Origin of the sequence: Frigoribacterium sp. PhB118, from assembly GCF_003751725.1 — a bacterium.
Taxonomy (GTDB): domain Bacteria; phylum Actinomycetota; class Actinomycetes; order Actinomycetales; family Microbacteriaceae; genus Frigoribacterium.
This window is the reverse complement of record NZ_RKID01000004.1, coordinates 45,134-68,230: the sequence shown is the minus strand read 5'-3', so window position 1 is coordinate 68,230 and position 23,097 is coordinate 45,134. Positions and strand designations below refer to the sequence as shown.

Sequence of the window (23,097 nt, the reverse complement as noted above, 5' to 3'; positions counted from 1 at the left end):
AAGGAGCACCATGACCGACACCCCCCGCCACGACGACGCCGACGACGGCGCACCGCGCACGCCCGAGGGCACCGCCGCCGGTTCGCAGGGCGTCCCGGGCGACGACCGGGCCACGAACGACGGTGCCCAGCCCACGACGCCGTACCCGGCGGACCAGGGCGTCACCTACGGTGCTCCGCCTCTCCCCGGCAGCACGCCGCGCGCCGGCGAGTTCGAGTCCGGCCCCGACGGGCGCCGGAACGACGACTCGCAGCCTCGACCCGGCTCGTTCCCGCATTTGTCGTCTCACCAGCAGGCGGGTCCCTACCAGCAGCCCGGTTCGTACCAGCAGACGGGTTCGTACCAGCAGGCCGGGGACCCTCAGCAGCCCGGTCCCTACCAGCAGCCCGGTTCGTATCAGCAACCCGGGTCGTACCAGCAGCCGTCCTCCTACCAGCAGCCCGGTTCGTACCAGCAGGCCGGGACCGACCCCTATCGGCAGCCTGACTCCGACCCGTCGGCGTTCGCGTACGACACGACGAACTCGTACGCGGCGGCTGGTTGGCAGGCGCCTGCGGAGAAACCGAAGAAGAGCCGGCGTGGTGCGGGGTCCGTCGCGGCGGCCCTCCTGGTCGGCGTCCTCGTCGGAGGCGCGGCGGGCGGCGGCGTCGCCGCGGTGCTGTCCCGCGACTCCGGGGCCGGCGTCTCGGCCACGGGTCAGTCGCGAGACCTGACGGTCAACGACTACGACGACGCGACGGTCGTCACGGCGGTGGCGGCGAAGGCCACGAAGTCGGTCGTCACGATCAACGTGACGGCGGGCGAGTCCGGCGGCACCGGCTCGGGCGTCATCCTGAGCGACGACGGCTACATCGTCACGAACACGCACGTCGTCACCCTCGACGGGGCGAGTGCGTCGGGTTCCGTCACCGTCACGCTCAGCGACGGCAGCATCCTGCCGGCCGAGGTCGTTGGCCTCGACCCCACCGTCGACCTCGCCGTGCTGAAGGTCGACGCGACCGGGCTCACCCCCATCGACTTCGCCGACTCGTCGGAGCTGAACGTCGGCGACACCGCCGTGGCCATCGGCGCACCGCTCGGTCTGTCGAACACGGTGACCGACGGCATCGTCTCGACCCTCAACCGCAGCATCACCGTGCAGTCCTCGGCCGCCCCGACGGACGGCAGCGACCAGGGCCAGCAGAACGACAACAACGGCCAGGGGCCCTTCTCCTTCAACAACGGCGACGGCGGCACGCAGAACCAGGCCAGCTCGGTCATCTCGCTGCCGGTCATCCAGACCGACGCGTCCATCAACCCGGGCAACTCGGGCGGTGCGCTGCTCGACTCGCAAGGAGAGCTGATCGGCCTCAACGTCGCCATCGCCAGTTCCGGAGAATCGTCCGGCAGCATCGGCGTCGGGTTCTCGGTGCCGTCGAACCTCGTGCAGCGCGTCGCCAAAGAGATCATGGCGAACGGGAAGGCCAGCCACGGCCTCCTCGGCGCCAGCGTGAACGACGCCACGAGCGACGCGGCCGCCACCCGGGTCGGGGCGCTCATCGTCCAGCTCAGCCCCGGTGGTGCGGCGCAGAACGCCGGCCTGCGGCAGGGCGACGTCGTGACCGAGTTCAACGGCGTGCCGATCAGCGACCGGACGGACCTCACGGCGCAGGTCCGGTTCCTCGCCGGTGGCGCGACGGCCGACCTCACCTACGTCCGGGACGGGAAGACCGACACCACGAAGGTGACCCTCGACACCCTGACCTCCTGAGGCTCTGCCCGGTCGGTGCGGCGGGGTGGGGACGCGACGGCGTCCCAACGGGGGTCGGGACGCGACGGCGTCCCGGCCCCCGTTGGCGTGTTGCTAAGCTCGCCACGATCCCTGCGGCCGTCCGCAGTCCCGACCCGCGCCTCCCCGGCGCTCACGAGCCCGAGGAACGCGATCCATGCAAGCAGGCGACGCCACCCGACCCGGTGTCTCGTACGTCATGCCCGTCCTCAACGAAGAGCACGAGATCCGGGCGGCGGTCGAGAGCCTGCTCGACCAGGACTACGAAGGCCCGTTCGAGGTGATCCTGGCCCTCGGTCCGAGCGTCGACCGCACGAACGAGGTCGTGGCCGAGATGTCGGCGGCCGACCCGCGTGTCCGCAGCATCCCCAACCCCGTCGGATCGACCCCTGCCGGGCTCAACGTGGCCATCCGGGCGTCGGTCCACCCCGTCACGGTCCGCGTCGACGCCCACTCGGTGCTGCCTCGCGACTACACGCGCATCGCGGTCGAGACCCTCGAACGCAGTGGGGCCGACAACGTGGGCGGCATCATGGCCGCCGTCGGGCGCACCCCCTTCGAGAAGGCCGTCGCCCGCGCCTACGGCAGTCGGGTCGGCCTCGGTGGGACGCCGCACCACGTCGGTGGGGCCGAGGGGTCGACCGACACGGCTTACCTGGGGGTGTTCCTGCGGCACCGTCTGATCGAGGTCGGCCTCTTCGACGAGGGCGTCAAGCGCGGTCAGGACTGGGAGCTCAACCGCCGGCTCCGGGCCACGGGCGGCACGGTCTGGTTCACCCCTCGGCTCGTGGTGACCTACCGTCCGCGACCGAGCCTGCGCAAGCTGGCGCGCCAGTTCGTCGCCACCGGGCTCTGGCGGGGTGAACTGGCCCGACGCTTCCCCAAGGCGAACACCGTGCGGTACCTGGTCCCTCCCGCCATGGTGCTCGGCGTGGCGCTCGGCCTGGTGGTCGGCCTGACCGGCCTGGTCGGCCTCGCCCTCGGCACCGCCCTCGGGTGGGCCACGCTCGCCCTCGTCGTACCCGGTGTCTACGTGGTCTTCGTGCTCGCGGCCGCTCTGCTCGCCGCCCGCGGCGACGACCTCCGCACCCGGCTCTGGTTTCTCGTAGTCTTGCCTTCCATCCACTTCGGGTGGGGCGTCGGCTTCGTGCTCGGCTTCCTCGACCTCACGAAGAACATCACCGCCCAGACCGGAAGGTAGCCGCCGATGACCGCGCTGCCCACCAGACCGAGCTCGATCGCCGAGCTGCGACGCGTCGCCCAGCCGCCCGAGGTGCGCAGCCGCGCGAACGCCGAGCACTGGACGGCCTCCCTGTACCTGCGCGACGTCTCGCCCTACCTGACCTGGTGGCTGCTCAAGACCAGCGTCTCGGCGAACGGCGTGACCGGGTTGATGATCCTCGTCGGCTGGTGCACCGCCCTGTCGCTGCTCGTGCCGGGCATCACCGGTGCCCTGCTCGCCCTCGTGCTGGGCCAGCTGCAGATGCTCGTCGACTGCTGCGACGGCGAGGTGGCCCGCTGGCGCGGAACGAGTTCGCCGGCCGGGGTCTTCCTCGACAAGGTCGGCCACTACTCGACCGAGGCGCTCATCCCGATCGTGCTGGGCGTCCGTGCCGCCGGGTTCCCCTTCGAGACCCCGGAGGACTTCCTCTGGACGACCGCCGGCTTCGCCCTGGCCCTCGTGATCGTGCTCAACAAGGCCCTCAACGACATGGTCCACGTCGCCCGGGCGAACGCGGGCCTCGCCCGGCTCGAAGACAAACGAGGAGGCGCGACCCAACCGAGCGGGCGCCTCCTGTCCCGACTGCGCAGCGCCGCGCGCTTCGTGCCGTTCCATCGGCTGTACCACTCGGTCGAGCTGACCATGCTCGTCTTCCTGGCCGCGATCGTCGGCCTCGTCGTGGGCAGTGTCACCGCCGACCGCGTCCTGCTCGTCGCCCTGCTCCCGCTGTCGGTGCTGGCGTTGGTCGGCCACTTCGTCGCCATCATGGCGTCGAAGCGGGTGCGCTCCTGAGCGAGGTCCGGCCCCGGGTCGGAGTCGTGAGCCTGACCCAGGGGCGACGTCCGCGCGACCTGGCCCGGGGGTTGGCCACGATGCTGGCCCAGCGCGACGTCGAGCTGGACGTCGTCTGCGTGGTGAACGGACGAGACGCCGCGATCGCCGAGGTCGAGGTCCCGACCGGGGTCCGCCTGCTCGAACTCGCCGAGAACGTGGGCATCCCCGCCGGCCGCAACCGGGGAGCCGAAGCGGTCTCGGGCGAGTGGATCTTCTTCCTCGACGACGACGCGAGCCTGCCCTCCGAGCGGTTCCTCGCCGACGCCGTCGCGTTGATGCGGGCCCGACCCGAGATCGGGCTCCTGCAGCCGCGGGTCGTGGACCCCGACGGCGCCGCGAACCCCCGCCGCTGGACGCCTCGACTGCGCAAGGGCGACCCTCGCCGCTCGAGCGACGTGTTCTCCGTCTGGGAGGGGGCCACCCTGCTGCCGCGCGACGTCTTCGACGCCTGCGCCGGCTGGGGGGAGCCGTACTTCTACGCGCACGAGGGCATCGAGCTGGCGTGGCGGGTCTGGGCCCAGGGCAGGCGCACCTGGTACGAGGGCTCGCTCGTGGCGAACCACCCGGCCATCGACCCGGCGCGGCACGCCGACTACTACCGTCTGAACGCCCGGAACCGGGTCTGGCTGGCCAAGCGGAACCTGCCCTGGCCGTTGGTCCCCGTCTACGTCGCCTCCTGGACGGGGGTCCAGCTGCTGCGCTGGGCACGCACCCCGCAGCGCCTGCGGCCCTGGTTCGCGGGCTGGGTGGAGGGGTGGCGAGAGGCGCCGGGCGGTCGACGCTCCATCGGTTGGGTAACGGTCCTCCGCATGTCCAGGGCCGGTCGACCTCCGGTCCTCTAGGCTTTCCGGGGTCCGGCGCCGATCGGGTGACGGACCGACCCGAGGAGGGCATGTGCCGCTGACCCGAGACCTGGGGCTCGCCTGGAGCCTCGCCCGCCGGGCCGTCCGTTCCCGCAGCAGTCGACGTCGGCTGGAGCGCGACCCGCGGGTCGCGGTGACGCCGGCTCCGGGCACCGTGCGCGTCGCCGTGTACTTCGCCGACACGGCCGTCAACATGTACCAGATCCGCCAGTGGTACGCGCCTCTCGCCCACCTGGCCGAGACCTTCCCCGTCGCCATCGTCGTCCGTTCGCCGGGCACCATGGTGACCATGCTCGACGAGAGCCCGGTACCGCTGGTCTACGCCCGCAAGGTGGCCGACCTCGAGGACTTCGTCGCCGCTCAGCCGCTGGCCCTGACCCTGTACGTCAACCAGAACGCCAAGAACTTCCAGATGATGCGGTACGGCCGCATGTGGCACGTCTTCGTCAACCACGGCGAGAGCGACAAGATGTACATGACGACGAACCAGTTCAAGGCCTACGACTACGCCTTCGTCGCGGGCGACGCCGCCAAGGACCGCCTCGCCGCCAAGCTCTGGGACTACGACCTCGAGAAGCGCGCAGTGCCCATCGGACGCCCGCAGGCCGACCACTTCTCGGGCGAGGTGCCCTACCCCGACGACGACCGCCTCGTCGTGCTCTACGCCCCGACCTGGGAGGGTGACCGTCCCGCGGCCGCGTACGGGTCGATCGCGACGCACGGCCTCGCCCTCGTCAAGGCTCTGCTGGCCTCGGGGCGTCACCGGGTCGTCTACCGGGCGCATCCGCGAAGCGGCGTGCTCGATCCCGAGTACCGGCGAGCGCACGAGGCGATCATCCGGGCCCTCGGCGAGGCGAACGCGCGTGATCCGGACGCCCACCACGTCCACGACGTGGGGCCCGAGCTCGGCTGGCAACTGGCGGCGGCCGACGTCGCCGTGACCGACATCTCGGCGATGGTCTACGACCGCCTCGCCACGGGCCGTCCCCTCGTCGTGACCCGTCCGGTCGCCGTCGAGGCCGACGTCGACGAATCGGGCTACCTCGGTGACGCCGAGTGGTTGACGGCCGATGGTGCGGGCGACATCGTCGCCCTCGTCGATCGGGTCGTCGACGATCCGGAGGCGCGGGGTCGCCTCGAGCACTGGGTCCGGCGTCACTTCGGTGACACGTCGCCCGGAGCGGCCACGCATCGGTTCGAGAGCGCGGTGGCGCGCCTCGTGCAGCTGCGTGACGACTACGCGGCGCGCCGACCGTCGATCGACGACCCACGTTCGACCGGTTCGGCGGGCGACGCCGACCAGGAGGCTGGCGACGCGGAGGCGTCCGACCTCTGACCCCCGGCACCAGACTCGAGGGGTCTGGGGCACCAGGGCTTTCATGTCTCGGTGCCGTGGACTCTGGATGTCAGACGCTGAGCAGCGTATCCATGAGGCATGCCTGAACCGACGTCCGCCGCCGCCCGCCTCTTCGGAGAACGCATCCGTGACGAGCGTCTGCGCCTCGGGCTGAGCCAGGACGAGGTGGCGCACCTGGCGGGCATGAACGTGTCCAACTACGGAAAGATCGAGCGCGGCATCGGCAACCCCGTGTTGCACACGATCGTCCGTCTCGCCGTCGTGCTCGGGGTCGACCCGGGCGTGCTGGTCACCGACCTCGGGGCCGATCACCTGCCGCCCGTCCTCGAGGCCTTCACGGCTGCGGACTACGTCGCCGAGAGACGCGCTCGGCTCAGCAGCTGACCCGCCACCTCACGGGAAGGGCTCGTCGGCCAGGGTTCCGTCGACCAGGCTCAGAAACTGAACCGCCAGAGGTACTCGTCGCCGCCGGGCCGGAACCATCGCACGACGGCGATCGCACTCCGGCTCAGTTCGACGCCCAGCACGCAGAGGTCGACGGACTGGGCGGGGTCGAGTCGGGTGGTCGCGACGGGGACGAGGAGCCCGGTGCCCACGAGGGTGACCCTGACGCCCGTCACGGTCTCGGGGGAGTCGTTGACCAGCCGGTAGACGCGGGGTGCGCGGGAGCGGTCGAGGCTGAAGGGGACGGTGTAGGCAAGGATCGACGTCGTCATGTCGTCGACCCTAGGAGCGACCGACGCGGGTCGACGCGCGTTCTTGTGGAAGACGGCTGACTGGGGAGGACCCGTCAGGGGCCGGATCGCCGCCTCGCGCGAGGTCCGCGTGGCCGCCTCGCGGACGCCGGGTCGCCCTGGCGAGGGGAACGGTCAGAGCGAGAGGTCGAGGGGGAATTCGGCAGGGGCCGCACCGAACGCCGTGCGGGCCGTCGTGACGACCTTGCGTCCGAGGAGGTGGTTGCCCGTCCCTCCCACGACGGCACCGATGCCGAACGGAAGGGCCCTGCCGAGGACCGAAGCCCCCTGCGACGCGGCGAACCGTCGGACGAACTGCTTGCGGATCGTGTCGGTCAGGCCACTCATCGCCGCCTTGGGCAGTTTCGAGGTCACGAGCTCACCCCAGAACGCGGTCCTGGCCGGGGCCGTCCCCATGGCCTCGCCCGCGAACTGTCGGACGAGGCTGGCACCCGGGCCGCCGAGCAGCATCGCCATGACGAGGGCCCGGGCGCGGTCGGGGTCCGAGACGGCGATGCCGTGGACCTCGGTCACGGACTGCGCGAAGAGGGCGCTCGCCTCGAGGAAGCCCGCGGTCTCGACACCCGAGAGGGCCAACGACACGCCCCAGCCGACACCGGGGATCACGGCGCTGGCCCCGACGGCGGCCCCGCCGGTCGTCACCGCGGCGAGGTACTCGCGTTCGAGGATGGTGATCAGCTTCTGCGGCGTCACCTTCTTGTGCCGACGGCGCAGCGTGGCGACGTGCTTGACGACCACCGGACGTTGGACGGCCAGCAGCTTGTCGAGACGGCGCACCCAGGCGGTGTCCTCGGACCTGTCGGGCGCGGACGTCTGGTAGTGGTACTCGGTCGAGTTCCCGGCGTCACGGGCGACGAGTCGTCCGTCCGCCGTCGAGGCGTCGTGGTCGGGGCTGTGGGGCTGACTGCGTTCGGGCACTCCTCGACCCTACGCCGAGGGGCGGGGAGGGTGATCGGTGGCGTACCGGGCCAGGGCGTCGTCGAGTGGGCCGTCGAACACCAGGGCGCCCTTGTCGAGGTAGAGGCCCCGTCGGCAGAACCGTTTGAGGTCGCGTTCGTTGTGCGACACGAGGAAGAGCGTGCGACCGTCGGCGAGCATCTCGCCGATCCGGGCGTAGCACTTCTCACGGAACGCCTTGTCGCCCACGGCGAGCACCTCGTCGACCAGCACGACGGGCTCCTCGAGCCGCGAGATGACGGCGAACGCGATGCGGACCTTCATTCCGCTCGAGAGGTGTTTGTAGGGCGTGTCGACGAAGTCGCCGATCTCGGCGAACTCGATGATCTCGTCGAAGCGCCGGTCGATCTCGGGGCGGGACATGCCGTGCAGGCCGGCGGTCAGGTACACGTTCTCCCGGACGGTGAGGTCGGCGACGAAGCCACCGGTGATCTCGATGAGCGGCGCGACGCCGCCCGTCACCTCGACGGTGCCGGTGTCGGGCAGGATCACCTCGGCCACCAGCTTCAGCAACGTCGACTTGCCCTGGCCGTTGCGTCCCACGACGCCGATGGCCTCGCCCGGCTGCACCTCGAAGCTGATGTCGCGCAGGGCCCAGAACTCGCCCGGCCGGGACCGCCTGCCGCTGTCGGCGAAGAGGTCCTTGAACGACCGTCGGCCACGTCGGTTGCGGCGGAAGCGGATGCCGACCCCGTCGACGCGGATCACGGGGCGAGGTCCGGCGACGGTCATCAGATCTCCTTCAGGACGGCACGTTCGCTGGCTCGGAAGACGAGCAGCCCGACCGCCAGGACCACGACGCACACGCCTCCGCCGACCAGCACCTCGGTGAGGTCGAACTGTTCCGGGAAGAACGCCGACCGGTAGAGGCCGAAGATGCCGCTCAACGGGTTGAACGCCGCCAGCAGGTGGAGGCTCTCGGGGAGGTCCTGGGTGCCGTAGATGATGGGCGAGGCGTAGAAGGCGAACCGGAGGGCGAGCTTCGTGGCGCGCTCCAGGTCGCGGAAGAACACGACGAGCGGCGCGACGATCAGCCCCACCCCGGCGACGAGCACGGTCTGCATGACCATGGCCAGGGGGAAGAACACCACCTGCCACTGCAGGTGCGCGCCGCCCACGACGGCGAACAAGGCCAGGACGGGAAGGCTGAGGGTGAACTCGATGCCCTTCGAGCCGACGAGCCGGAACACCCAGATCGTCCGGGGGATCTTGGTCGACCGGACAAGCTTCGCCTCGCGGATGAACGCCCGGGTGCTGTCGGACACCGCCCCGTTGAACCACATCCAGGGCAGGAGGCCCGAGAGCAGGAAGACGATGTACGGCTCGTCGCCGACCGACCGCTTGAAGACGACCGAGAAGACGAAGAAGTAGATGCCCGACATGACGAGCGGGTCGAGGATCGACCAGAAGTAGCCGAGCTTCGACGTCGAGTACCGGACCTTGAGGTCGCGGCTCGTCAGCAGCCACAGCGTCTGTCGGTACCGCGCGAAGCCGCTACGACGGGGCCGTTCGGCCAGGTCAGTGCTCACGGACGTCCTTCTCGTTCAGGACACCAGGCACCGGCGCGCAGCCGTCGGGAGACGGCTCGGTTCAGACGAACAGGTTCGCGCGCTCGAGGTCTTCGGCGAAGTCGACCTCGACGGCGTAGAGGTCGGAGATGTCCACGGGCTCAAAGCGTAGCCCGTCCTGGCCGATGGCCAGTTCGATGCCACGCTCGAAGTAGTCCTGGTTGTCGACCTTCGAGAGCTGGTGCATGAGCGTCGCCTTGTCGGCCTTCGACACGAAGTTGATGCCGACGGCCTCGCCCAGACCACCCTTGACCTGCTTCGACAACTCGGCGATGTAGCCCTCGGCGTCGGTCGTGTACTTGACCTCTTCGTCGGACACCTTCGAGGTGTTGACGGTGACGAACGACTGGTCGTCGCGGACCAGGCGGGCCGCGCGAGTCAGGGCCGTGGGGTCGAAGACGACGTCGCCGTTCATCCACAGGACGCCACCGGAGGCGCTGGCCCGCAGGGCGCGGAGCAGGCTCTTCGACGTGTTGGTCTGGTCGTACATCTCGTTGTAGACGAACGAGGCCGACGGGAACGCCTCGACGATGTGCTCGAACTTGTAGCCCACGACGACGGTCACCCGGGCGTCGGGCCCGAAAGCGGCCCGGATGTTGTCGAACTGCTGCTGCATGATGGTGCGGCCGTCGCTGAGCTCGGTCAGTGCCTTGGGCAACGAGCGGCCGAGGCGGCTGCCGAGCCCGGCGGCCAGGATGACGATCTGCTGGCGGTGGTTCGTGTCGTTCTTGCTCACGCTGGTCTCCTCACAAGGGGCGAGCCCATGCGGGACGGGCTCTGCGGTGGCCCCGGCGGTGCGGACCGGACCCGTCTCTGGGTGCGATTCGCCTCGTGTTCGAGCGGTGTTCACCGCGGAGCATCGATCTGGACACGTCGTCGTGCTGTTGCAGACTACCCGATGGGGCCAGGAGCGGCCAGGGACCGTGCCCGAAGCGTGTCCGTTTCGTGATATGAGTCACCCGTCGACCGGTCGGCGTCGCGGCCTTGGTACGGTGGGGCGATGGCTGGACGGCGCGAGGACGAAGTGGGTGACATCGCCCCCGACTCGACACCGGGTGACGACACGGTCGGAGCGGTGGGCGCGTCCGACCAGGGGGAGAACACAGTGGACGACGACTCGACGACCGCGGGGGACGTGGCCGAGGGGACGGCTGAGTCGACGGAGGCCGCGACGCCCCGCGTCCCGGTGACGAAGTCGTCGACCGCGCGCAAGCCCCCGGCACCCCGGAAGCCCGCGTCGCCCCGCAAACCCTCGCAGCGCACCGCCGCCGACCGGTCGGCGGCGGCCAAGAAGGCAGCGGCGACCCGTGCCGCGAACGCGCGCGCCCGGGCCGAGGCGGCGGCGAAGGCCGCGGAAGAAGAGGTCGTCGCCGAACTCGCCGATGCGGGTGCCACGACGGACGGTACGGTCGTCGTCCCCGTCTCGGCCGACGACTACTTCGGCGACGCCCTGACGGCCGAGGAGGAATCGGCGGTCGCCCCGGACGACGCGCTCGCCGCCGACGCACCGACGACCGCCGGCGCGACCGCCCCGGACGACGAGGCCACCGTCGAGGTCCCCGAGGCCGAGACCGAGGCCGACGACGTCGAGGCCGCCGAGGCCCTCGACAGCGAGGGCGACGTCCGACCGACCCGTCAGGTCGACGTCGAGGCGCCCGTCGTGCTGTCGATCTCGGGGCTCATGAAGCGCTACGGCGGCACGGTCGCCGTCGAGAACGTCGACCTCGAGGTGCGGGCCGGGTCGTTCTACGGCATCGTCGGTCCGAACGGGGCCGGCAAGACGACGACCCTGTCGATCGTGACCGGTCTCCTGCGTCCCGACGCCGGCACCGTGACCGTCCTCGGGGCCGACGTCTGGCGCGACCCGGCCGCAGCGAAGCGAAGCCTCGGCGTCCTCCCCGACCGCCTGCGGCTCTTCGACCGGCTGACGGGTGCCCAGCTCCTCTACTACTCCGCGACCCTGCGGGGGCTCGACGGCGTGACGGCGCGCAAGCGCTCCTCCGACCTCGCCACCGCGTTCGGGCTCCACGACGCGCTCGGTCGTCTCGTCAGCGACTACTCCGTGGGCATGACGAAGAAGATCGCCCTGGCCGCCGCGATCATCCACTCGCCCCGGGTCCTCGTCCTCGACGAGCCCTTCGAATCGGTCGACCCCGTCTCGGCCGCGACGGTGACGGACGTCCTGCAGCGCTACGTGGCCGGGGGCGGGACGGTGCTGCTCTCGAGCCACAGCATGGACCTCGTCGAGCGCATCTGCGACAGCGTCGCGGTGATCGTCGACGGCCACGTGCTCGCCAGCGGCACGGTCGACGAGGTGCGGGCCGGACGCTCCCTCGAGCAGCGGTTCGTCGAGCTCGCCGGCGGGCGCGCGGTCACGGAGGGCATGGAATGGTTGCAGAACTTCTCCGACTGAGGCTCCAGACGATCGGCAACACGGTCCGCTTCGGGCCCCGCCGACTGACCGTCGCCGTCGCGTCCGTGCTGGCCGTGTTGATCGCGACCATCGCGGTCGCGAGCCTCGTGAGCGGCCTGCGTGATGCGCCCCTCGACGACGTGCGCGCCCTCGCGGTCGGCGGGGGAGCCCTCTTGCTGGTCGGATTCGCCGTCGTCCCCTTCGCGACCGTCCGTCCTGCCTGGAGCGACCCCCGCCGCCTCGCCGTCCTCGGCGTGCCCGAGGGGCGGGCGGCGATCGGACTCGCGCTCGGTGCCGCGGTCGGACTCCCCACGCTGGCCCTGCTCGTCCTCTCGACCGGATACGTCCGGGCCTGGGGCGAGGGCACCGGCGTCGCCGCCGTCGCGGTCGTGGGGGCACTCGTCGCCGGCGTCACCGCGCTGTTGCTGGCCCTCGTGGCCTCCACGCTGAACAGCGTCGTCCTGACCTCCCGACGCGGTCGCGAACTCGCACTCGTCGGTGCCGTGCTCGTCGTGCTGCTCGCCGTGCCCGTGATCGTCGACCTCGTCCGTCTCTCGCTGCCCGGCCGTTCGGGCACCGGCGTCGTCGCGGACGCCCTCGCCTGGACGCCCTTCGGAGCCGCGCTGGCGCTCCCCGGTCACGTCGCCGCAGGTCAGACCGGTCGCGTCGTGGCCGACGTCGCCATCGCCGCCGTCACGCTCGTGGCGCTCTGGCTCGCCTGGCGGGCACTCGTCGCGCGCGCGTTCGTCGACCGACCCGAGCCCGAGGAAGTCGACGACGGCGACGGACTCGGGTGGTTCGAGTACGTCAGGGCCTCGCCGACCGGGGCCGTGGCGGGCCGCAGCCTCACCTACTGGATGCGCGACGCCCGCTACCGCATGTCGCTCGTCATCATCCCGTTCCTTCCGTTGCTCGTCGTCCCCCTCGGCATCGCGGGTGTCAGCTGGAACTGGCTGGCCCTCGTCCCGGTGCCGATCATGTGCCTGATACTGGGGTTCCTGCCGCACAACGACGTGGCCTACGACAGCACGGCGCTCTGGATGCACGTGGCGTCCGACACGCGGGGTCTGGCGGACCGGGTGGGTCGACTCGCGCCTCCTCTGCTGATCGGCGTCCCGCTCGTGGTGCTCGGCTCGGTCGTCGCCACCTGGTTGTTCGGCGACTGGCAGGCCCTGCCGTCCGAGCTGGGGGTCAGCGCCGGCTTCCTCCTCAGCGGCCTCGGTCTCTCGAGCCTGGTGTCGGCCCTCCTGCCGTACGCCACGGTCCGACCGCACGACGACCCGTTCCAGCAGCCGCAGTCGAACGGCGCGACCGCGGCCTGGGCCCAGACCGTCATGATCGGGGGAGCCGTCCTCGCCACCGCACCCGCCCTCTGGTTCGCCGGTCGCGGGCTCATCACGGGCTACCCCGCGGGTGGCACGTGGGCGCTGGTCCTCGGCGTCGGCATCGGACTCGTCGTGCTGGTCGCGGGTGTCGCCCTGGGTGCCCGGGTCTTCTCGCGGCGGGCTCCCGAGCTGCTGGCGTTCGCCCTCCGCAGCTGAGCCGAGGTCGACGTACGATGTCTGCATGACTGACACGCAGACGGGCGGCGGCCTCGACGTCATGGACCGCGAGCTCGAGAAGCTCCTGAACGACGAGGCGATCGACCCGGGCGACCACGAGCGCTTCTCGCACTACGTGAAGAAGGACAAGATCATGGAGTCCGCGCTGAGCGGCAAGCCCGTCAAGGCGCTCTGTGGCAAGAAATGGACGCCCGGTCGCGACCCCGAGAAGTTCCCGGTGTGCCCGACCTGCAGGGAGATCTACGAGAAGATGACGTCCGAGTGAGCTCGGCGCCTGATCACGCGTAGACGGTCGGCACGACCGGCTCGCCACGACCGAGCCGCAGCGCCTGGTCGGGTAGCTCGGCCACGGCCGCGGCTCGGTGGAGGCGCGCGCGAGCGACACCCTCCGGCCCGGTGTGCCGGGCGTCGATCTCGCCGGCCGTGACGAGCGGGACGTGCAGCGACCGTTCACCGGACGCCGTCTCCGACGACCCGACGCGGATGAGTTCGCGGGTGGCGACCCCGTCCACGATGACGCGCACGGGGGACTTCCGTCCACCCACGGAGGCCTTGTCGGCCGACTTCTTCGCCACGGAGACCCACTCGCCGTCGTCGCCGCGACGGGCGACCAGTTTGAAGACCATGCCGGCGGCCGGGTGGCCCGATCCCGAGACGACCGAGGTGCCGACGCCGAACGAGTCGACCGGGGCCGCGCGCAGGGCGGCGATCGTGTACTCGTCCAGGTCGTTCGTGACGGTGATCTTCGCCGCCGTCGCGCCGAGCTCGTCGAGCTGAGTGCGGACCTGGCCCACCAGCGACGGCAGGTCGCCGCTGTCGATGCGCACGGCCCCGAGCGACGGCCCGGCGACCCGGACGGCCGTGGCCACGGCTTCGGGGATGTCGTAGGTGTCGACGAGCAGGGTGGTGCCCGGCCCCAAGGTGTCGACCTGGGCGCGGAAGGCGTCCTCCTCGGTGTCGTGCAACAGGGTGAACGCGTGGGCGGCGGTGCCCATCGTCGGGACGCCCCACGACCGGCCGGCCTCGAGGTTGCTCGTGGCACCGAAGCCCGCGATGTAGGCGGCCCGGGCCGCGGCCACGGCGCTGCGTTCGCCCGTCCGCCGTGAGCCCATCTCGGCGAGCGGGCGACCGTCGGCGGCCGAGACCATGCGCGCCGCCGCGCTGGCCACGGCCGAGTCGTAGTTGAAGACGCTCAGCGCCAGGGTCTCGAGCAGCACGGCCTCGGCGAACGTCGACTGGATGACCAGCAGCGGCGACCCCGGCAGGTAGACCTCGCCCTCGGCGTAACCCCAGATGTCGCCCGAGAACCGGTAGTCGGCCAGCCAGTCGGCGGTCGTCGCGTCCACGACCCCCGCCTCGCGCAGCCAGGCCACCTCGTCGTCGCCGAAACGGAAGTCGGCGAGCAGCTCGAGGAACCGACCGGTGCCCGCGACGATGCCGTAGCGCCGCCCCTCGGGCAGGCGTCGCGCGAACACCTCGAACACGCTGTCGCGGTGGGCCGTGCCCGCCTTGAGGGCGGCCTCCACCATGGTGAGCTCGTACCGGTCGGTCAACAGCGCGCTGGTCACTCCGCCAGCCTAGGCTCGCCCGGTCGTCGAGGGGGTCGCGGCTCGCGCCGGGTAGGCTTCGTGGTCGTGACGGACGCACCCATCGGAGTCTTCGACAGCGGCGTCGGCGGGCTGACCGTGTCGAGGGCGATCATCGACCAGCTGCCCCACGAGTCGATCCGGTACGTCGGCGACACGGCCCATTCGCCGTACGGGCCGAAGCCGATCGCCCAGGTGCGCGGCTACGCCCTCGCCGTGATGGACGACCTCGTCGCCCAGGGCGTCAAGTTGCTGGTCATCGCCTGCAACACCGCCTCGTCCGCGGTGCTGCGCGACGCCCGGGAGCGGTACACGATCGGCGCGGGCATCCCCGTCGTCGAGGTGATCCAGCCCGCCGTGCGCGCGGCGGTGCAGCAGACGCGCAACGGCCGCATCGGCGTCATCGGCACCGAGGGCACGATCAACTCGCGTGCCTACGAGGACGCGTTCGCGGCGGCCGCGGGTCTCGAGCTGATCACGCAGGCCTGTCCCCGCTTCGTCGAGTTCGTCGAGGCGGGCGACACGTCGAGCCCCGAGCTGCGGGCAGTCGCCGAGGGGTACCTCGCCCCGCTGCGCGACGCCGGCATCGACACCCTCGTCCTGGGCTGCACGCACTACCCCCTCATGTCGGCGGCCGTCCAGTACGTCGTGGGCCCCGACGTCCGTCTCGTGTCCAGCGCGGAAGAGACGGCAGCCGACGTCTACCGCACCCTCGTCCAGCACGGGCTCGAGCGCACCGACCGGGGCGAGCCGCACCACGAGTTCGAGGCGACCGGGCCCGACGAGAAGTCGTTCCTGCGCCTGGCCCGCCGGTTCCTGGGTCCCGAGGTCTCGCGCGTCGGGCACCTCGAGACGGGGGCGATCGAGTTGCCCCCGGGCCGCCGCACCGTCGAGCGGACCTGACCCGCGCCTCCTGCGCCCGTGGGGTCGACGACCCCGCCCGCCACCGTCCATCCCCAGCCGAGAGAAGGCACCATGACCGACACCACGAGCACGACCGTCCGCGCCGACGGGCGCAGCACGACCGACCTGCGCCCCGTCACGATCGAGACCGGGTGGAGCGCCCACGCCGAGGGCAGCGCCCTCATCACCTTCGGCGGCACGAAGGTGCTCTGCACGGCGTCCTTCACGAACGGCGTGCCCCGCTGGCTGACCGGCAAGGGCAAGGGCTGGGTCACGGCCGAGTACGCGATGCTGCCCCGGGCCACCAACTCGCGCAACGACCGCGAGAGCGTCAAGGGCAAGATCGGCGGTCGCACGCACGAGATCTCGCGCCTGATCGGCCGCAGCCTCCGCGCCGTGGTCGACACCAAGGCCCTCGGAGAGAACACGATCGTCCTCGACTGCGACGTCCTGCAGGCGGACGGCGGCACCCGCACCGCCGCGATCACGGGTGCCTACGTCGCCCTCGCCCAGGCGATCGAGTGGGGGCGCGAGAAGAAGTTCGTCGGGCAGAAGGCCACGCCCCTGACCGACAGCGTCTCCGCCGTCTCGGTGGGCATCATCGACGGCGAGCCGATGCTCGACCTCGCCTACGTCGAGGACGTCCGGGCCGAGACCGACATGAACGTCGTCGTCACGGGCAGCGGATCGTTCGTCGAGGTGCAGGGCACGGCCGAGGGCGCGCCGTTCGACCGTCGCGAGCTCGACTCGTTGCTCGACCTCGCCGTCGCCGGCGCCGTCGACCTGAGCCGCTTCCAGCGCGAGGCCCTCGGCCGATGACCCGCGTCGTCATCGCCACGCACAACCAGGGCAAGGTGGCGGAGCTCCGACTGCTGCTCGCCGAGACGGCGCCGGGCGTCGAGCTGGTCGCCTACGACGGCCCCGAGCCGGTCGAGGACGGTGAGTCGTTCGCGGCCAACGCCCTGATCAAGGCGCGTGCGGCAGCACGTCACACCGGGCTGCCCGCCCTCGCCGACGACAGCGGGATCTCGGCGGCGGCCCTCGGCGGGGCTCCCGGCATCCACTCGGCGCGCTACGCCGGCACCCGCGACGCGGACGACAACATCGACAAGCTGCTGGCCGAGCTCGACGGGGCCGACGACCGCTCGGCGTGGTTCTCGTGCGCCGCCGCCCTCGTCGTGCCGCCGCCCGTCGGTGCCGAAGGCCCCGACGGGCCGCCCGAGGCGAGCGCGTGGGTCGAGCACGTCGAGTACGGCGAATGGCACGGCGAGGTGCTGGAGGCGCGGGTCGGCTCGAACGGGCACGGTTACGACCCCGTGTTCCGCCCCGAGGGCGAGAGCCGCAGCGCGGCCGAGCTCACCGCGGACGAGAAGAACGCCGTCAGCCATCGCTCCCGGGCGTTCCGGGCGATCGCGCCCCGGGTGGCCGCGCTCGCGGGCTGAGCCGCGCGCGCCTCCTCGGGGCCCTCGGCCATCGGCCGACGGGCGCCTGGGTGCCCGCGGTGGTCAGGCGTCGTGCGGCGCGGACGACACCTGCGGCGTCTCGACCTCGCCCGAGGCCTCGGCCTTCTTGGCCTGGTGCACCCCGTGGAAGTAGTGGATCGCGATGGGGATCACCGTCGCCAGCACGGCCCCGAGCAGGATGAGGTCGATGTACGAGCTGACGAAGTCCGCGACGGGCGGGATGTGTCCGATGCCGAAGCCCGCCAACGTGATGCCCATGCCCCAGACGACGGCGCCGACGGCGTTGAACAGCGAGTACCGCCGGTAGCTCATGTGGCCGACTCCGGCCATGATCGGCGCGAAGGTGCGGATCACCGGGACGAACCGGGCGATGATGACGGCCATCGGGCCGAACCGCTCGAAGAAGGCGTTCGTGCGGTTGACGTTCGCGACGCTGAACAGCCCGCTCTCCTTCCGCTCGAAGATGCGGGGGCCGACCTTGTGGCCGATGAGGTAGCCGAGCTCGCCGCCGGCGAACGCGGCGATGCTGATGAAGATCGCGATCAGCCAGATCGGCAGGCCGAGGGCGCCGGGGTTCGTCGCGGCGAGGATGCCCGTGATGATCAACAGCGTGTCACCCGGGAACAGGAAGCCGATCAGCAGGCCCGTCTCGGCGAAGACGAGCAGGCACACGCCGAGCACGGCCCACGGTCCGAAGGACGTGAGCAGGTACTCGGGGTTCAACCAGGGGATGGAGACGAGGGGCAGCATCGGGTGTTCTCCGGTCGTGGTGGCCGGCCTGCCGGTCTCGCTCAGGGTACCCGTGCGGGTGGAGGGACGTGAACCCTGGCGGGAGGGGGCACATCGAAGTCGTCATCTGTGCGGGAGAAGGGACGTGAACCCTGGCGGGAGGGGGCACGTCGTTACGGCGCTCTTCGTGCGGGAGAAGGGACTTGAACCCTCACGCTCGAAAGCACAGGAACCTAAATCCTGCGTGTCTGCCAATTCCACCACTCCCGCGGCAGCACCGAGTGTACCGACGGCGACCCTCGGCGGGAACGGGGACGAGGAGGCGCTAGCGCTGCGAGCGGGGCACGTGCGGTGAGTAGCGGGGCACGTAGCGCACGAGGATCGCCGCACCCACGAGGCCGAGGACGCCCATCACCCCGCTGGCGAGCGAGATCGACACGACCGCGGTCACCCCGGAGATGAGCAGGGGCGCCGCAGCGCTGCCCGCGTCGCCGGTGAAGCGCCAGGCGCCGAGGAAGGGTGCGGGGTCGCCTTTGTCGGCCAGGTCGGCACCGAGCGTCATGAGGATGCCGCTGCCGACGCCGTTGGCCAGGGACATCAGGATCGCGACGGCGACGAACCATCCGACCCTGGCGTCGAGGTCGTGCGTGACCGACAGGGCGAGGTACGAGAGCCCGAGGCCCACCATGCAGGGGACGGCGCTCCAGAGGCGCCCGAAGCGGTCCATGATCTGTCCGCTCGTGTAGAAGAGCGCGAAGTCCACGGCGCCGGCGATGCCGATGATGATCGCGGTCTCGGACGCCCCGAGGCCGATGCTGACGGCCCAGAGGGGCAGCATGACCTGGCGACCGGAACGCATGGCGCCGATCAGGGCCGCCCCGCTGCCGAGCTTCAGCAGCACGCCTCGATGACGCCAGAGGGTCGCGAAGAGGCCGTGTGCCTCCCGGGCGACGAGGTCGGCGCCGTCCTCCGTGCCGCTGCCCGGCCGGACGCCGAAGGCAGCCGACGGGTCGCGCAGGACGAGCAGCGCGATCGCCGCGCCGAGGCAGCCGACGATGTGGACGACGAACGCCGATTGCACGGACCCGGTCAACTCGATGACCCCGGCCGAGAGGAACGGGCCGACGAAGTAGCCGAGTCGGAAGACTCCGCCGAGGCTCGACAGCGCCCTGGCGCGGATCTCGACGGGCACGAAGCTGGTCATGAAGGCGTGCCGTGCGAGGGCGAAGACCGCGGTCGCGAGGCCGATCACCAGCACGCCGACGGCGAGGACGATCTCGTTCGGCGCCAGCAGACAGGTGACGAGTCCGCCGATGCTCACGAGCGAGGCACCGATCATCGCGGTGCGCTCGCCGATGCGGCTGACGAGCCATCCGCTCGGGATGTCGCCGATCAGCTCGCCCACGAGGATGAGCGCGGCGACGAAGCCGGCGAAGGGGAGCGAGGCACCGAGCTCGCTCGCCACGACGGGGATGATCGGGATGATGGCCCCCTCGCCGATGGCGAAGAGCGCCGCGGGCAGGAACGCCGCGAGGGCCACCGACCGCATGCTGAAGGCGGGGGAGGAGGAAGACATGTCGCTCGCCACCCTAGGCCCGCTGCGTACACTTGTCGGATGAAGGTCTTGGCAGCGATGAGTGGTGGAGTCGACTCGGCGGTGGCCGCGGCGAGGGCGGTCGAGGCCGGCCACGACGTGGTGGGCGTGCACCTGGCCCTCAGCCGGATGCCGGGGACGCTCCGAACGGGCAGCCGTGGCTGCTGCACCATCGAGGACTCGATGGACGCCCAGCGCGCCGCCAACAAGATCGGCATCCCCTACTACGTGTGGGACTTCTCCGAGCGCTTCAAGCTCGATGTCGTCGACGACTTCGTCGCCGAGTACACCGCAGGCCGCACGCCCAATCCCTGCATGCGCTGCAACGAGCGCATCAAGTTCGCCGCCCTGCTCGAGAAGGCGCTCGCGCTCGGCTTCGACGCGGTCTGCACGGGTCACTACGCGACCATCGTCACCGACGACCGGGGCAACCGAGAGCTGCACCGCGCCTCCGCCTGGGCGAAGGACCAGTCGTACGTGCTGGGCGTGCTCACCGCCGAGCAGCTCGCGCACTCGATGTTCCCGCTCGGGGCGACGCCCTCCAAGGCCGAGGTGCGGGCCGAGGCCGCCGAGCGCGGCTTCAGCGTGGCGTCCAAGCCCGACAGCCACGACATCTGCTTCATCCCCGACGGCGACACCCGCGGGTGGCTCGCCGAGCGGGTCGGTGCCGAGACGGGTGAGATCCTCGATCGCAGCGGTGCCGTGGTCGGGTCGCACGAGGGGGCGCACGCCTTCACGGTCGGCCAGCGCAAGGGCCTCAACATCGGCTTCCCGTCCGATGACGGGAAGCCGCGCTTCGTGCTCGAGGTGCGACCGGTCGACAACACGGTCGTCGTCGGACCGAAGGAGGCCCTCGACATCGCCGAGATCGCCGGCGGCTCGTACACCTGGGCCGGGCTCGCCCCGGTCGACCCGACGGTCGCGTTCGACTGCGACGTGCAGATCCGTGCCCACGCCGACCCCGTACCCGCGGTCGCGCGGGTGTCGGAGGTCGAGGGTAAGAAAGAACTCGTGATCACACCTCGCGAACCCCTCAACGGCGTCGCCCCCGGGCAGACCGCCGTCGTCTACGTCGGCACCCGCGTCCTCGGTCAGTGCACGATCGACCGCACGGTCAGCGCCGTGCCCGTGCCCGCAGTCGTCACCGTCTGAGGCGACCACGATGAGCGAGACCGGCGACGACGCCTCCGCCTCCGGGCCCGCGGTCGAGACCGACGGCGTCCCCGACGACCTGTCCCAGGCGCGAGACGAGGCCGAACGTCTGACGACCCGCATCCTCGAGCTGCGTGACCAGTACTACGAGGGCAACGGCTCGACCGTCTCCGACGCCGACTACGACGGCCTCGTGCGACGCCTCGACTCCCTCGAGCGGGCTCACCCCGAGCTGCAGAAGCCCGACAGCCCCACGCAGACGGTCGGTGGCCGGGCCGAGACCACGCAGTTCGCCCCGGTCGAGCACGCCGAGCGCATGCTCAGCCTCGACAACGTGTTCAGTGACGACGAGCTCGCCGAGTGGGCGGGCAAGGTCCAGCGCGACGCCGGGGCCGAACGCGTGCGGTTCCTCACCGAACTGAAGATCGACGGCCTGGCGATCAACCTGCGGTACGAGGACGGCGTGCTCGTCACCGCCGCCACCCGCGGCGACGGCGTCGTCGGCGAGGACGTGACCGGCAACGTGCTCGCCATGGGCACGATCCCCGAACGGCTCGAGGGCACCGGCCACCCGCCGCTGGTCGAGGTGCGAGGCGAGATCTTCTTCCCGGTCAGCGAGTTCGACGAACTCAACGCCCAGCAGCGCGAGGCGGGAGAACGCGTCTTCGCGAACCCCCGCAACGCCGCCGCCGGCTCGCTGCGTCAGAAAGAAGAGGGCAAGAGCCCCGAGAAGCGCGAGTTGATGCACGCACGCCTGCGCCGCCTGCGGATGCTCGTGCACGGCATCGGCGCCTGGCCGGTCCGCGAACTCGAGCGGGCGACCGAGGTGCGGTCGCAATCCGAGGTCTACGACCTGCTGGGCGGGTGGGGCCTGCCCATCTCGACCCACTACCGCGTCTTCGACACCGTCGACGAGGTCGAGGCCTTCATCCACGACTACGGGGTGCGGCGCTCGTCGGTCGAGCACCAGATCGACGGCATCGTCGTCAAGGTCGACGACCTCGCCCTGCACGAAGAGCTCGGGGCCACGAGCCGGGCTCCGCGGTGGGCGACGGCGTTCAAGTACCCGCCCGAAGAGGTCAACACGACGCTGCTCGACATCGTCGTCAGCGTCGGACGCACGGGCCGAGCGACGCCCTTCGCCGTCATGGCCAAGGTCGAGGTCGCCGGCAGCGAGGTGCGCCAGGCGACCCTGCACAACCAGCAGGTCGTCAAGGCGAAGGGCGTGCTGATCGGCGACACCGTCGTGCTGCGCAAGGCGGGCGACGTCATCCCCGAGGTGCTCGGCCCGGTCATCGAACTGCGCGACGGCACCGAACGCGAGTTCGTCATGCCCGTCGACTGCCCCGAGTGCGGCACCCCGCTCAAGCCCGCCAAAGAGGGCGACATCGACCTGCGCTGTCCCAACGCCGAGAGCTGCCCTGCCCAGGTCCGCGGACGCGTCGAGCACATCGCGTCCCGCGGCTCGCTCGACGTCGAAGGCCTCGGCGAGGTCGCGGCGGCCGCGCTGACGCAGCCCGTCGAGCCGGCCACGCCGCCCCTGCGCACCGAGGCCGGCCTCTTCAGCCTGACGATGGCCGACATCTTCCCCGTACGGGTCGTCGTCCGCGACACCGAGACCGGCATGCAGAAGCTCGAGGCCGACGGGCAGCCGAAACTCGTCACCCCGTTCCGCCGGAAGCGCGCCAAGCGCGACGGCGCCTTCGACCCCTCGGCCACCGAGTTCTCGGGTGACGAGACCTCGGTGCCGTCCAAGACGGCGATCGAGATGCTCGCGAACCTCGAGAAGGCGAAGACCAGCCCGCTGTGGCGGTTCCTGGTCGGTCTGAGCATCCGACACGTCGGGCCGGTCGCGGCCCGGGCGCTGGCCAACCACTTCGGCTCGCTCGACGCCATCCGAGCCGCCTCGCGGGACGAGCTCGCGGCCGTCGACGGCGTGGGCGGCATCATCGCCGATGCGCTGCTCGCCTGGTTCGACGTCGACTGGCACGTCGAGATCATCGATCGGTGGACGGCGGCGGGAGTGCAGTTCGCCACACCCGGTCATCCCGGACCGGGTGCCGCCGAGGCGGCGGGTGGCGTGCTCTCGGGCGTGACGGTCGTGGCGACCGGGAGCCTCGAGGGGTTCACGCGCGAGGGCGCACTCGAGGCCATCGTCGAGGCCGGCGGCAAGGCGGCGAGCAGCGTCAGCAAGAAGACGGACTTCGTCGCGGCCGGACCCGGCGCCGGATCGAAGTTGACGAAGGCCGAGCAACTCGGGGTACGGATCATCGACGCGGAGCAATTCGCTGTCCTCCTTAAGGAGGGCCCGGCAGCTCTCGTTGTCCCCCAGGTGGGGGACGAGGAGACGCCGGAATCATGATTTCCCTGG

22 protein-coding genes and 1 tRNA gene are annotated in these 23,097 nt (G+C 71.1%); 14 read left to right on the top strand and 9 right to left on the bottom strand.

Annotated elements, in window-relative coordinates:
- Positions 1-10: 10 nt before the first annotated feature.
- The 6 genes from EDF21_RS12090 (at position 11) to EDF21_RS12065 (ending at position 6,428) form a co-directional block, all read left to right on the top strand.
- A complete protein-coding gene (locus tag EDF21_RS12090; protein ID WP_199736363.1) occupies positions 11-1,750 on the top strand; it encodes a S1C family serine protease in 1,740 nt (579 codons plus the stop codon).
- Between the two features lie 175 nt (positions 1,751-1,925).
- Positions 1,926-2,969 (top strand): glycosyltransferase family 2 protein, encoded by a 1,044-nt coding sequence (locus EDF21_RS12085; RefSeq protein WP_123571538.1) that lies wholly within the window; start codon positions 1,926-1,928, stop codon positions 2,967-2,969.
- Between the two features lie 6 nt (positions 2,970-2,975).
- Complete coding sequence (locus EDF21_RS12080; protein WP_123571537.1) at positions 2,976-3,782, top strand: CDP-alcohol phosphatidyltransferase family protein; 807 nt, start codon at positions 2,976-2,978, stop codon at positions 3,780-3,782.
- Complete coding sequence (locus tag EDF21_RS12075) at positions 3,779-4,666, top strand: glycosyltransferase family 2 protein (RefSeq protein ID WP_123571721.1); 888 nt, start codon at positions 3,779-3,781, stop codon at positions 4,664-4,666. The genes EDF21_RS12080 and EDF21_RS12075 overlap by 4 nt, the downstream gene beginning before the upstream one ends.
- A 52-nt stretch (positions 4,667-4,718) precedes the next feature.
- Complete coding sequence (locus EDF21_RS12070; RefSeq protein ID WP_123571536.1) at positions 4,719-6,023, top strand: CDP-glycerol glycerophosphotransferase family protein; 1,305 nt, start codon at positions 4,719-4,721, stop codon at positions 6,021-6,023.
- A gap of 99 nt (positions 6,024-6,122) precedes the next feature.
- Positions 6,123-6,428, top strand: a complete 306-nt coding sequence (locus EDF21_RS12065; RefSeq protein WP_056048603.1) for a helix-turn-helix domain-containing protein — start codon at positions 6,123-6,125, stop codon at positions 6,426-6,428.
- Between the two features lie 50 nt (positions 6,429-6,478).
- On the opposite strand, the gene EDF21_RS12060 is transcribed toward EDF21_RS12065, so the two are convergent.
- The 5 genes from EDF21_RS12060 to EDF21_RS12040 all read right to left on the bottom strand — a co-directional run bounded on the left by EDF21_RS12060 (position 6,479) and on the right by EDF21_RS12040 (position 10,060).
- Positions 6,479-6,760: a hypothetical protein gene (locus EDF21_RS12060; protein WP_123571535.1), complete on the bottom strand. Its 282-nt coding sequence runs from the start codon at positions 6,758-6,760 to the stop codon at positions 6,479-6,481.
- 153 nt (positions 6,761-6,913) lie between these two features.
- Positions 6,914-7,717, bottom strand: coding sequence for an EcsC family protein (locus EDF21_RS12055; RefSeq protein ID WP_233568483.1), 804 nt, complete (start codon positions 7,715-7,717; stop codon positions 6,914-6,916).
- Positions 7,718-7,726: 9 nt separating this feature from the next.
- Entirely contained in the window at positions 7,727-8,488 is a 762-nt protein-coding gene (locus tag EDF21_RS12050; protein WP_123571534.1) for an ABC transporter ATP-binding protein, read from the bottom strand.
- Positions 8,488-9,285, bottom strand: a complete 798-nt coding sequence (locus EDF21_RS12045; RefSeq protein ID WP_173152684.1) for an ABC transporter permease — start codon at positions 9,283-9,285, stop codon at positions 8,488-8,490. Before EDF21_RS12045 ends, EDF21_RS12050 begins: the two co-directional genes overlap by 1 nt.
- A gap of 61 nt (positions 9,286-9,346) precedes the next feature.
- Positions 9,347-10,060: an NTP transferase domain-containing protein gene (locus tag EDF21_RS12040; RefSeq protein ID WP_123571533.1), complete on the bottom strand. Its 714-nt coding sequence runs from the start codon at positions 10,058-10,060 to the stop codon at positions 9,347-9,349.
- A 264-nt stretch (positions 10,061-10,324) separates the two neighbouring features.
- Here EDF21_RS12040 and EDF21_RS12035 point away from each other — a divergent pair, with 264 nt between their 5' ends.
- From EDF21_RS12035 to EDF21_RS12025, 3 genes are read left to right on the top strand one after another with little or no spacing between them, the layout of a single operon-like run.
- Positions 10,325-11,737: an ABC transporter ATP-binding protein gene (locus EDF21_RS12035; protein ID WP_123571532.1), complete on the top strand. Its 1,413-nt coding sequence runs from the start codon at positions 10,325-10,327 to the stop codon at positions 11,735-11,737.
- Positions 11,713-13,278 carry an ABC transporter permease gene (locus tag EDF21_RS12030; RefSeq protein ID WP_123571531.1) on the top strand — a complete coding sequence of 522 codons (1,566 nt, stop codon included), beginning with the start codon at positions 11,713-11,715 and terminating at the stop codon, positions 13,276-13,278. Before EDF21_RS12035 ends, EDF21_RS12030 begins: the two co-directional genes overlap by 25 nt.
- 25 nt (positions 13,279-13,303) lie before the next feature.
- Entirely contained in the window at positions 13,304-13,564 is a 261-nt protein-coding gene (locus EDF21_RS12025; RefSeq protein WP_056048588.1) for a DUF3039 domain-containing protein, read from the top strand.
- A 13-nt stretch (positions 13,565-13,577) separates the two neighbouring features.
- Here the strand turns inward: EDF21_RS12025 and EDF21_RS12020 are convergent, their stop codons facing one another.
- On the bottom strand, positions 13,578-14,828 hold the full coding sequence (locus EDF21_RS12020) for a nicotinate phosphoribosyltransferase (RefSeq protein ID WP_207114073.1): 1,251 nt from the start codon (positions 14,826-14,828) through the stop codon (positions 13,578-13,580).
- A 105-nt stretch (positions 14,829-14,933) separates the two neighbouring features.
- Here EDF21_RS12020 and murI point away from each other — a divergent pair, with 105 nt between their 5' ends.
- The 3 genes from murI to EDF21_RS12005 all read left to right on the top strand — a co-directional run bounded on the left by murI (position 14,934) and on the right by EDF21_RS12005 (position 17,230).
- Complete coding sequence (gene murI, locus EDF21_RS12015; RefSeq protein WP_056049161.1) at positions 14,934-15,788, top strand: glutamate racemase; 855 nt, start codon at positions 14,934-14,936, stop codon at positions 15,786-15,788.
- A 72-nt stretch (positions 15,789-15,860) separates the two neighbouring features.
- On the top strand, positions 15,861-16,607 hold the full coding sequence (gene rph, locus EDF21_RS12010; protein ID WP_043595412.1) for a ribonuclease PH: 747 nt from the start codon (positions 15,861-15,863) through the stop codon (positions 16,605-16,607).
- Positions 16,604-17,230 (top strand): non-canonical purine NTP pyrophosphatase, encoded by a 627-nt coding sequence (locus EDF21_RS12005; RefSeq protein ID WP_123571529.1) that lies wholly within the window; start codon positions 16,604-16,606, stop codon positions 17,228-17,230. Before rph ends, EDF21_RS12005 begins: the two co-directional genes overlap by 4 nt.
- A 63-nt stretch (positions 17,231-17,293) precedes the next feature.
- Here the strand turns inward: EDF21_RS12005 and EDF21_RS12000 are convergent, their stop codons facing one another.
- From EDF21_RS12000 to EDF21_RS11990, 3 genes are all read right to left on the bottom strand, one after another.
- Entirely contained in the window at positions 17,294-18,001 is a 708-nt protein-coding gene (locus EDF21_RS12000) for a DedA family protein (RefSeq protein WP_056048583.1), read from the bottom strand.
- Positions 18,002-18,168: 167 nt separating this feature from the next.
- Positions 18,169-18,250, bottom strand: a tRNA-Leu gene (locus EDF21_RS11995).
- A 55-nt stretch (positions 18,251-18,305) separates the two neighbouring features.
- Entirely contained in the window at positions 18,306-19,556 is a 1,251-nt protein-coding gene (locus EDF21_RS11990; RefSeq protein ID WP_123571528.1) for an MFS transporter, read from the bottom strand.
- Between the two features lie 39 nt (positions 19,557-19,595).
- On the opposite strand from EDF21_RS11990, the gene mnmA reads away from it, so the two are divergent.
- Entirely contained in the window at positions 19,596-20,726 is a 1,131-nt protein-coding gene (gene mnmA / locus EDF21_RS11985) for a tRNA 2-thiouridine(34) synthase MnmA (protein ID WP_123571527.1), read from the top strand.
- A 10-nt stretch (positions 20,727-20,736) separates the two neighbouring features.
- Positions 20,737-23,088 (top strand): NAD-dependent DNA ligase LigA, encoded by a 2,352-nt coding sequence (gene ligA / locus EDF21_RS11980; RefSeq protein ID WP_123571526.1) that lies wholly within the window; start codon positions 20,737-20,739, stop codon positions 23,086-23,088.
- Positions 23,089-23,097: the final 9 nt, after the last annotated feature.

Coding starts and splice junctions, on each gene's coding strand:
- EDF21_RS12000 (WP_056048583.1), bottom strand. CDS start 18,001: ATGCTGCCCCTCGTCTCCATCCCCTGGTTGAACCCCGAGTACCTGCTC.
- EDF21_RS12020 (WP_207114073.1), bottom strand. CDS start 14,828: ATGGTGGAGGCCGCCCTCAAGGCGGGCACGGCCCACCGCGACAGCGTG.
- EDF21_RS12035 (WP_123571532.1), top strand. CDS start 10,325: ATGGCTGGACGGCGCGAGGACGAAGTGGGTGACATCGCCCCCGACTCG.
- EDF21_RS12085 (WP_123571538.1), top strand. CDS start 1,926: ATGCAAGCAGGCGACGCCACCCGACCCGGTGTCTCGTACGTCATGCCC.
- EDF21_RS12025 (WP_056048588.1), top strand. CDS start 13,304: ATGACTGACACGCAGACGGGCGGCGGCCTCGACGTCATGGACCGCGAG.
- rph (WP_043595412.1), top strand. CDS start 15,861: ATGACCGACACCACGAGCACGACCGTCCGCGCCGACGGGCGCAGCACG.
- EDF21_RS11990 (WP_123571528.1), bottom strand. CDS start 19,556: ATGTCTTCCTCCTCCCCCGCCTTCAGCATGCGGTCGGTGGCCCTCGCG.
- EDF21_RS12080 (WP_123571537.1), top strand. CDS start 2,976: ATGACCGCGCTGCCCACCAGACCGAGCTCGATCGCCGAGCTGCGACGC.
- EDF21_RS12030 (WP_123571531.1), top strand. CDS start 11,713: ATGGTTGCAGAACTTCTCCGACTGAGGCTCCAGACGATCGGCAACACG.
- EDF21_RS12050 (WP_123571534.1), bottom strand. CDS start 8,488: ATGACCGTCGCCGGACCTCGCCCCGTGATCCGCGTCGACGGGGTCGGC.
- EDF21_RS12005 (WP_123571529.1), top strand. CDS start 16,604: ATGACCCGCGTCGTCATCGCCACGCACAACCAGGGCAAGGTGGCGGAG.
- mnmA (WP_123571527.1), top strand. CDS start 19,596: ATGAAGGTCTTGGCAGCGATGAGTGGTGGAGTCGACTCGGCGGTGGCC.
- EDF21_RS12060 (WP_123571535.1), bottom strand. CDS start 6,760: ATGACGACGTCGATCCTTGCCTACACCGTCCCCTTCAGCCTCGACCGC.
- EDF21_RS12065 (WP_056048603.1), top strand. CDS start 6,123: ATGCCTGAACCGACGTCCGCCGCCGCCCGCCTCTTCGGAGAACGCATC.
- ligA (WP_123571526.1), top strand. CDS start 20,737: ATGAGCGAGACCGGCGACGACGCCTCCGCCTCCGGGCCCGCGGTCGAG.
- EDF21_RS12090 (WP_199736363.1), top strand. CDS start 11: ATGACCGACACCCCCCGCCACGACGACGCCGACGACGGCGCACCGCGC.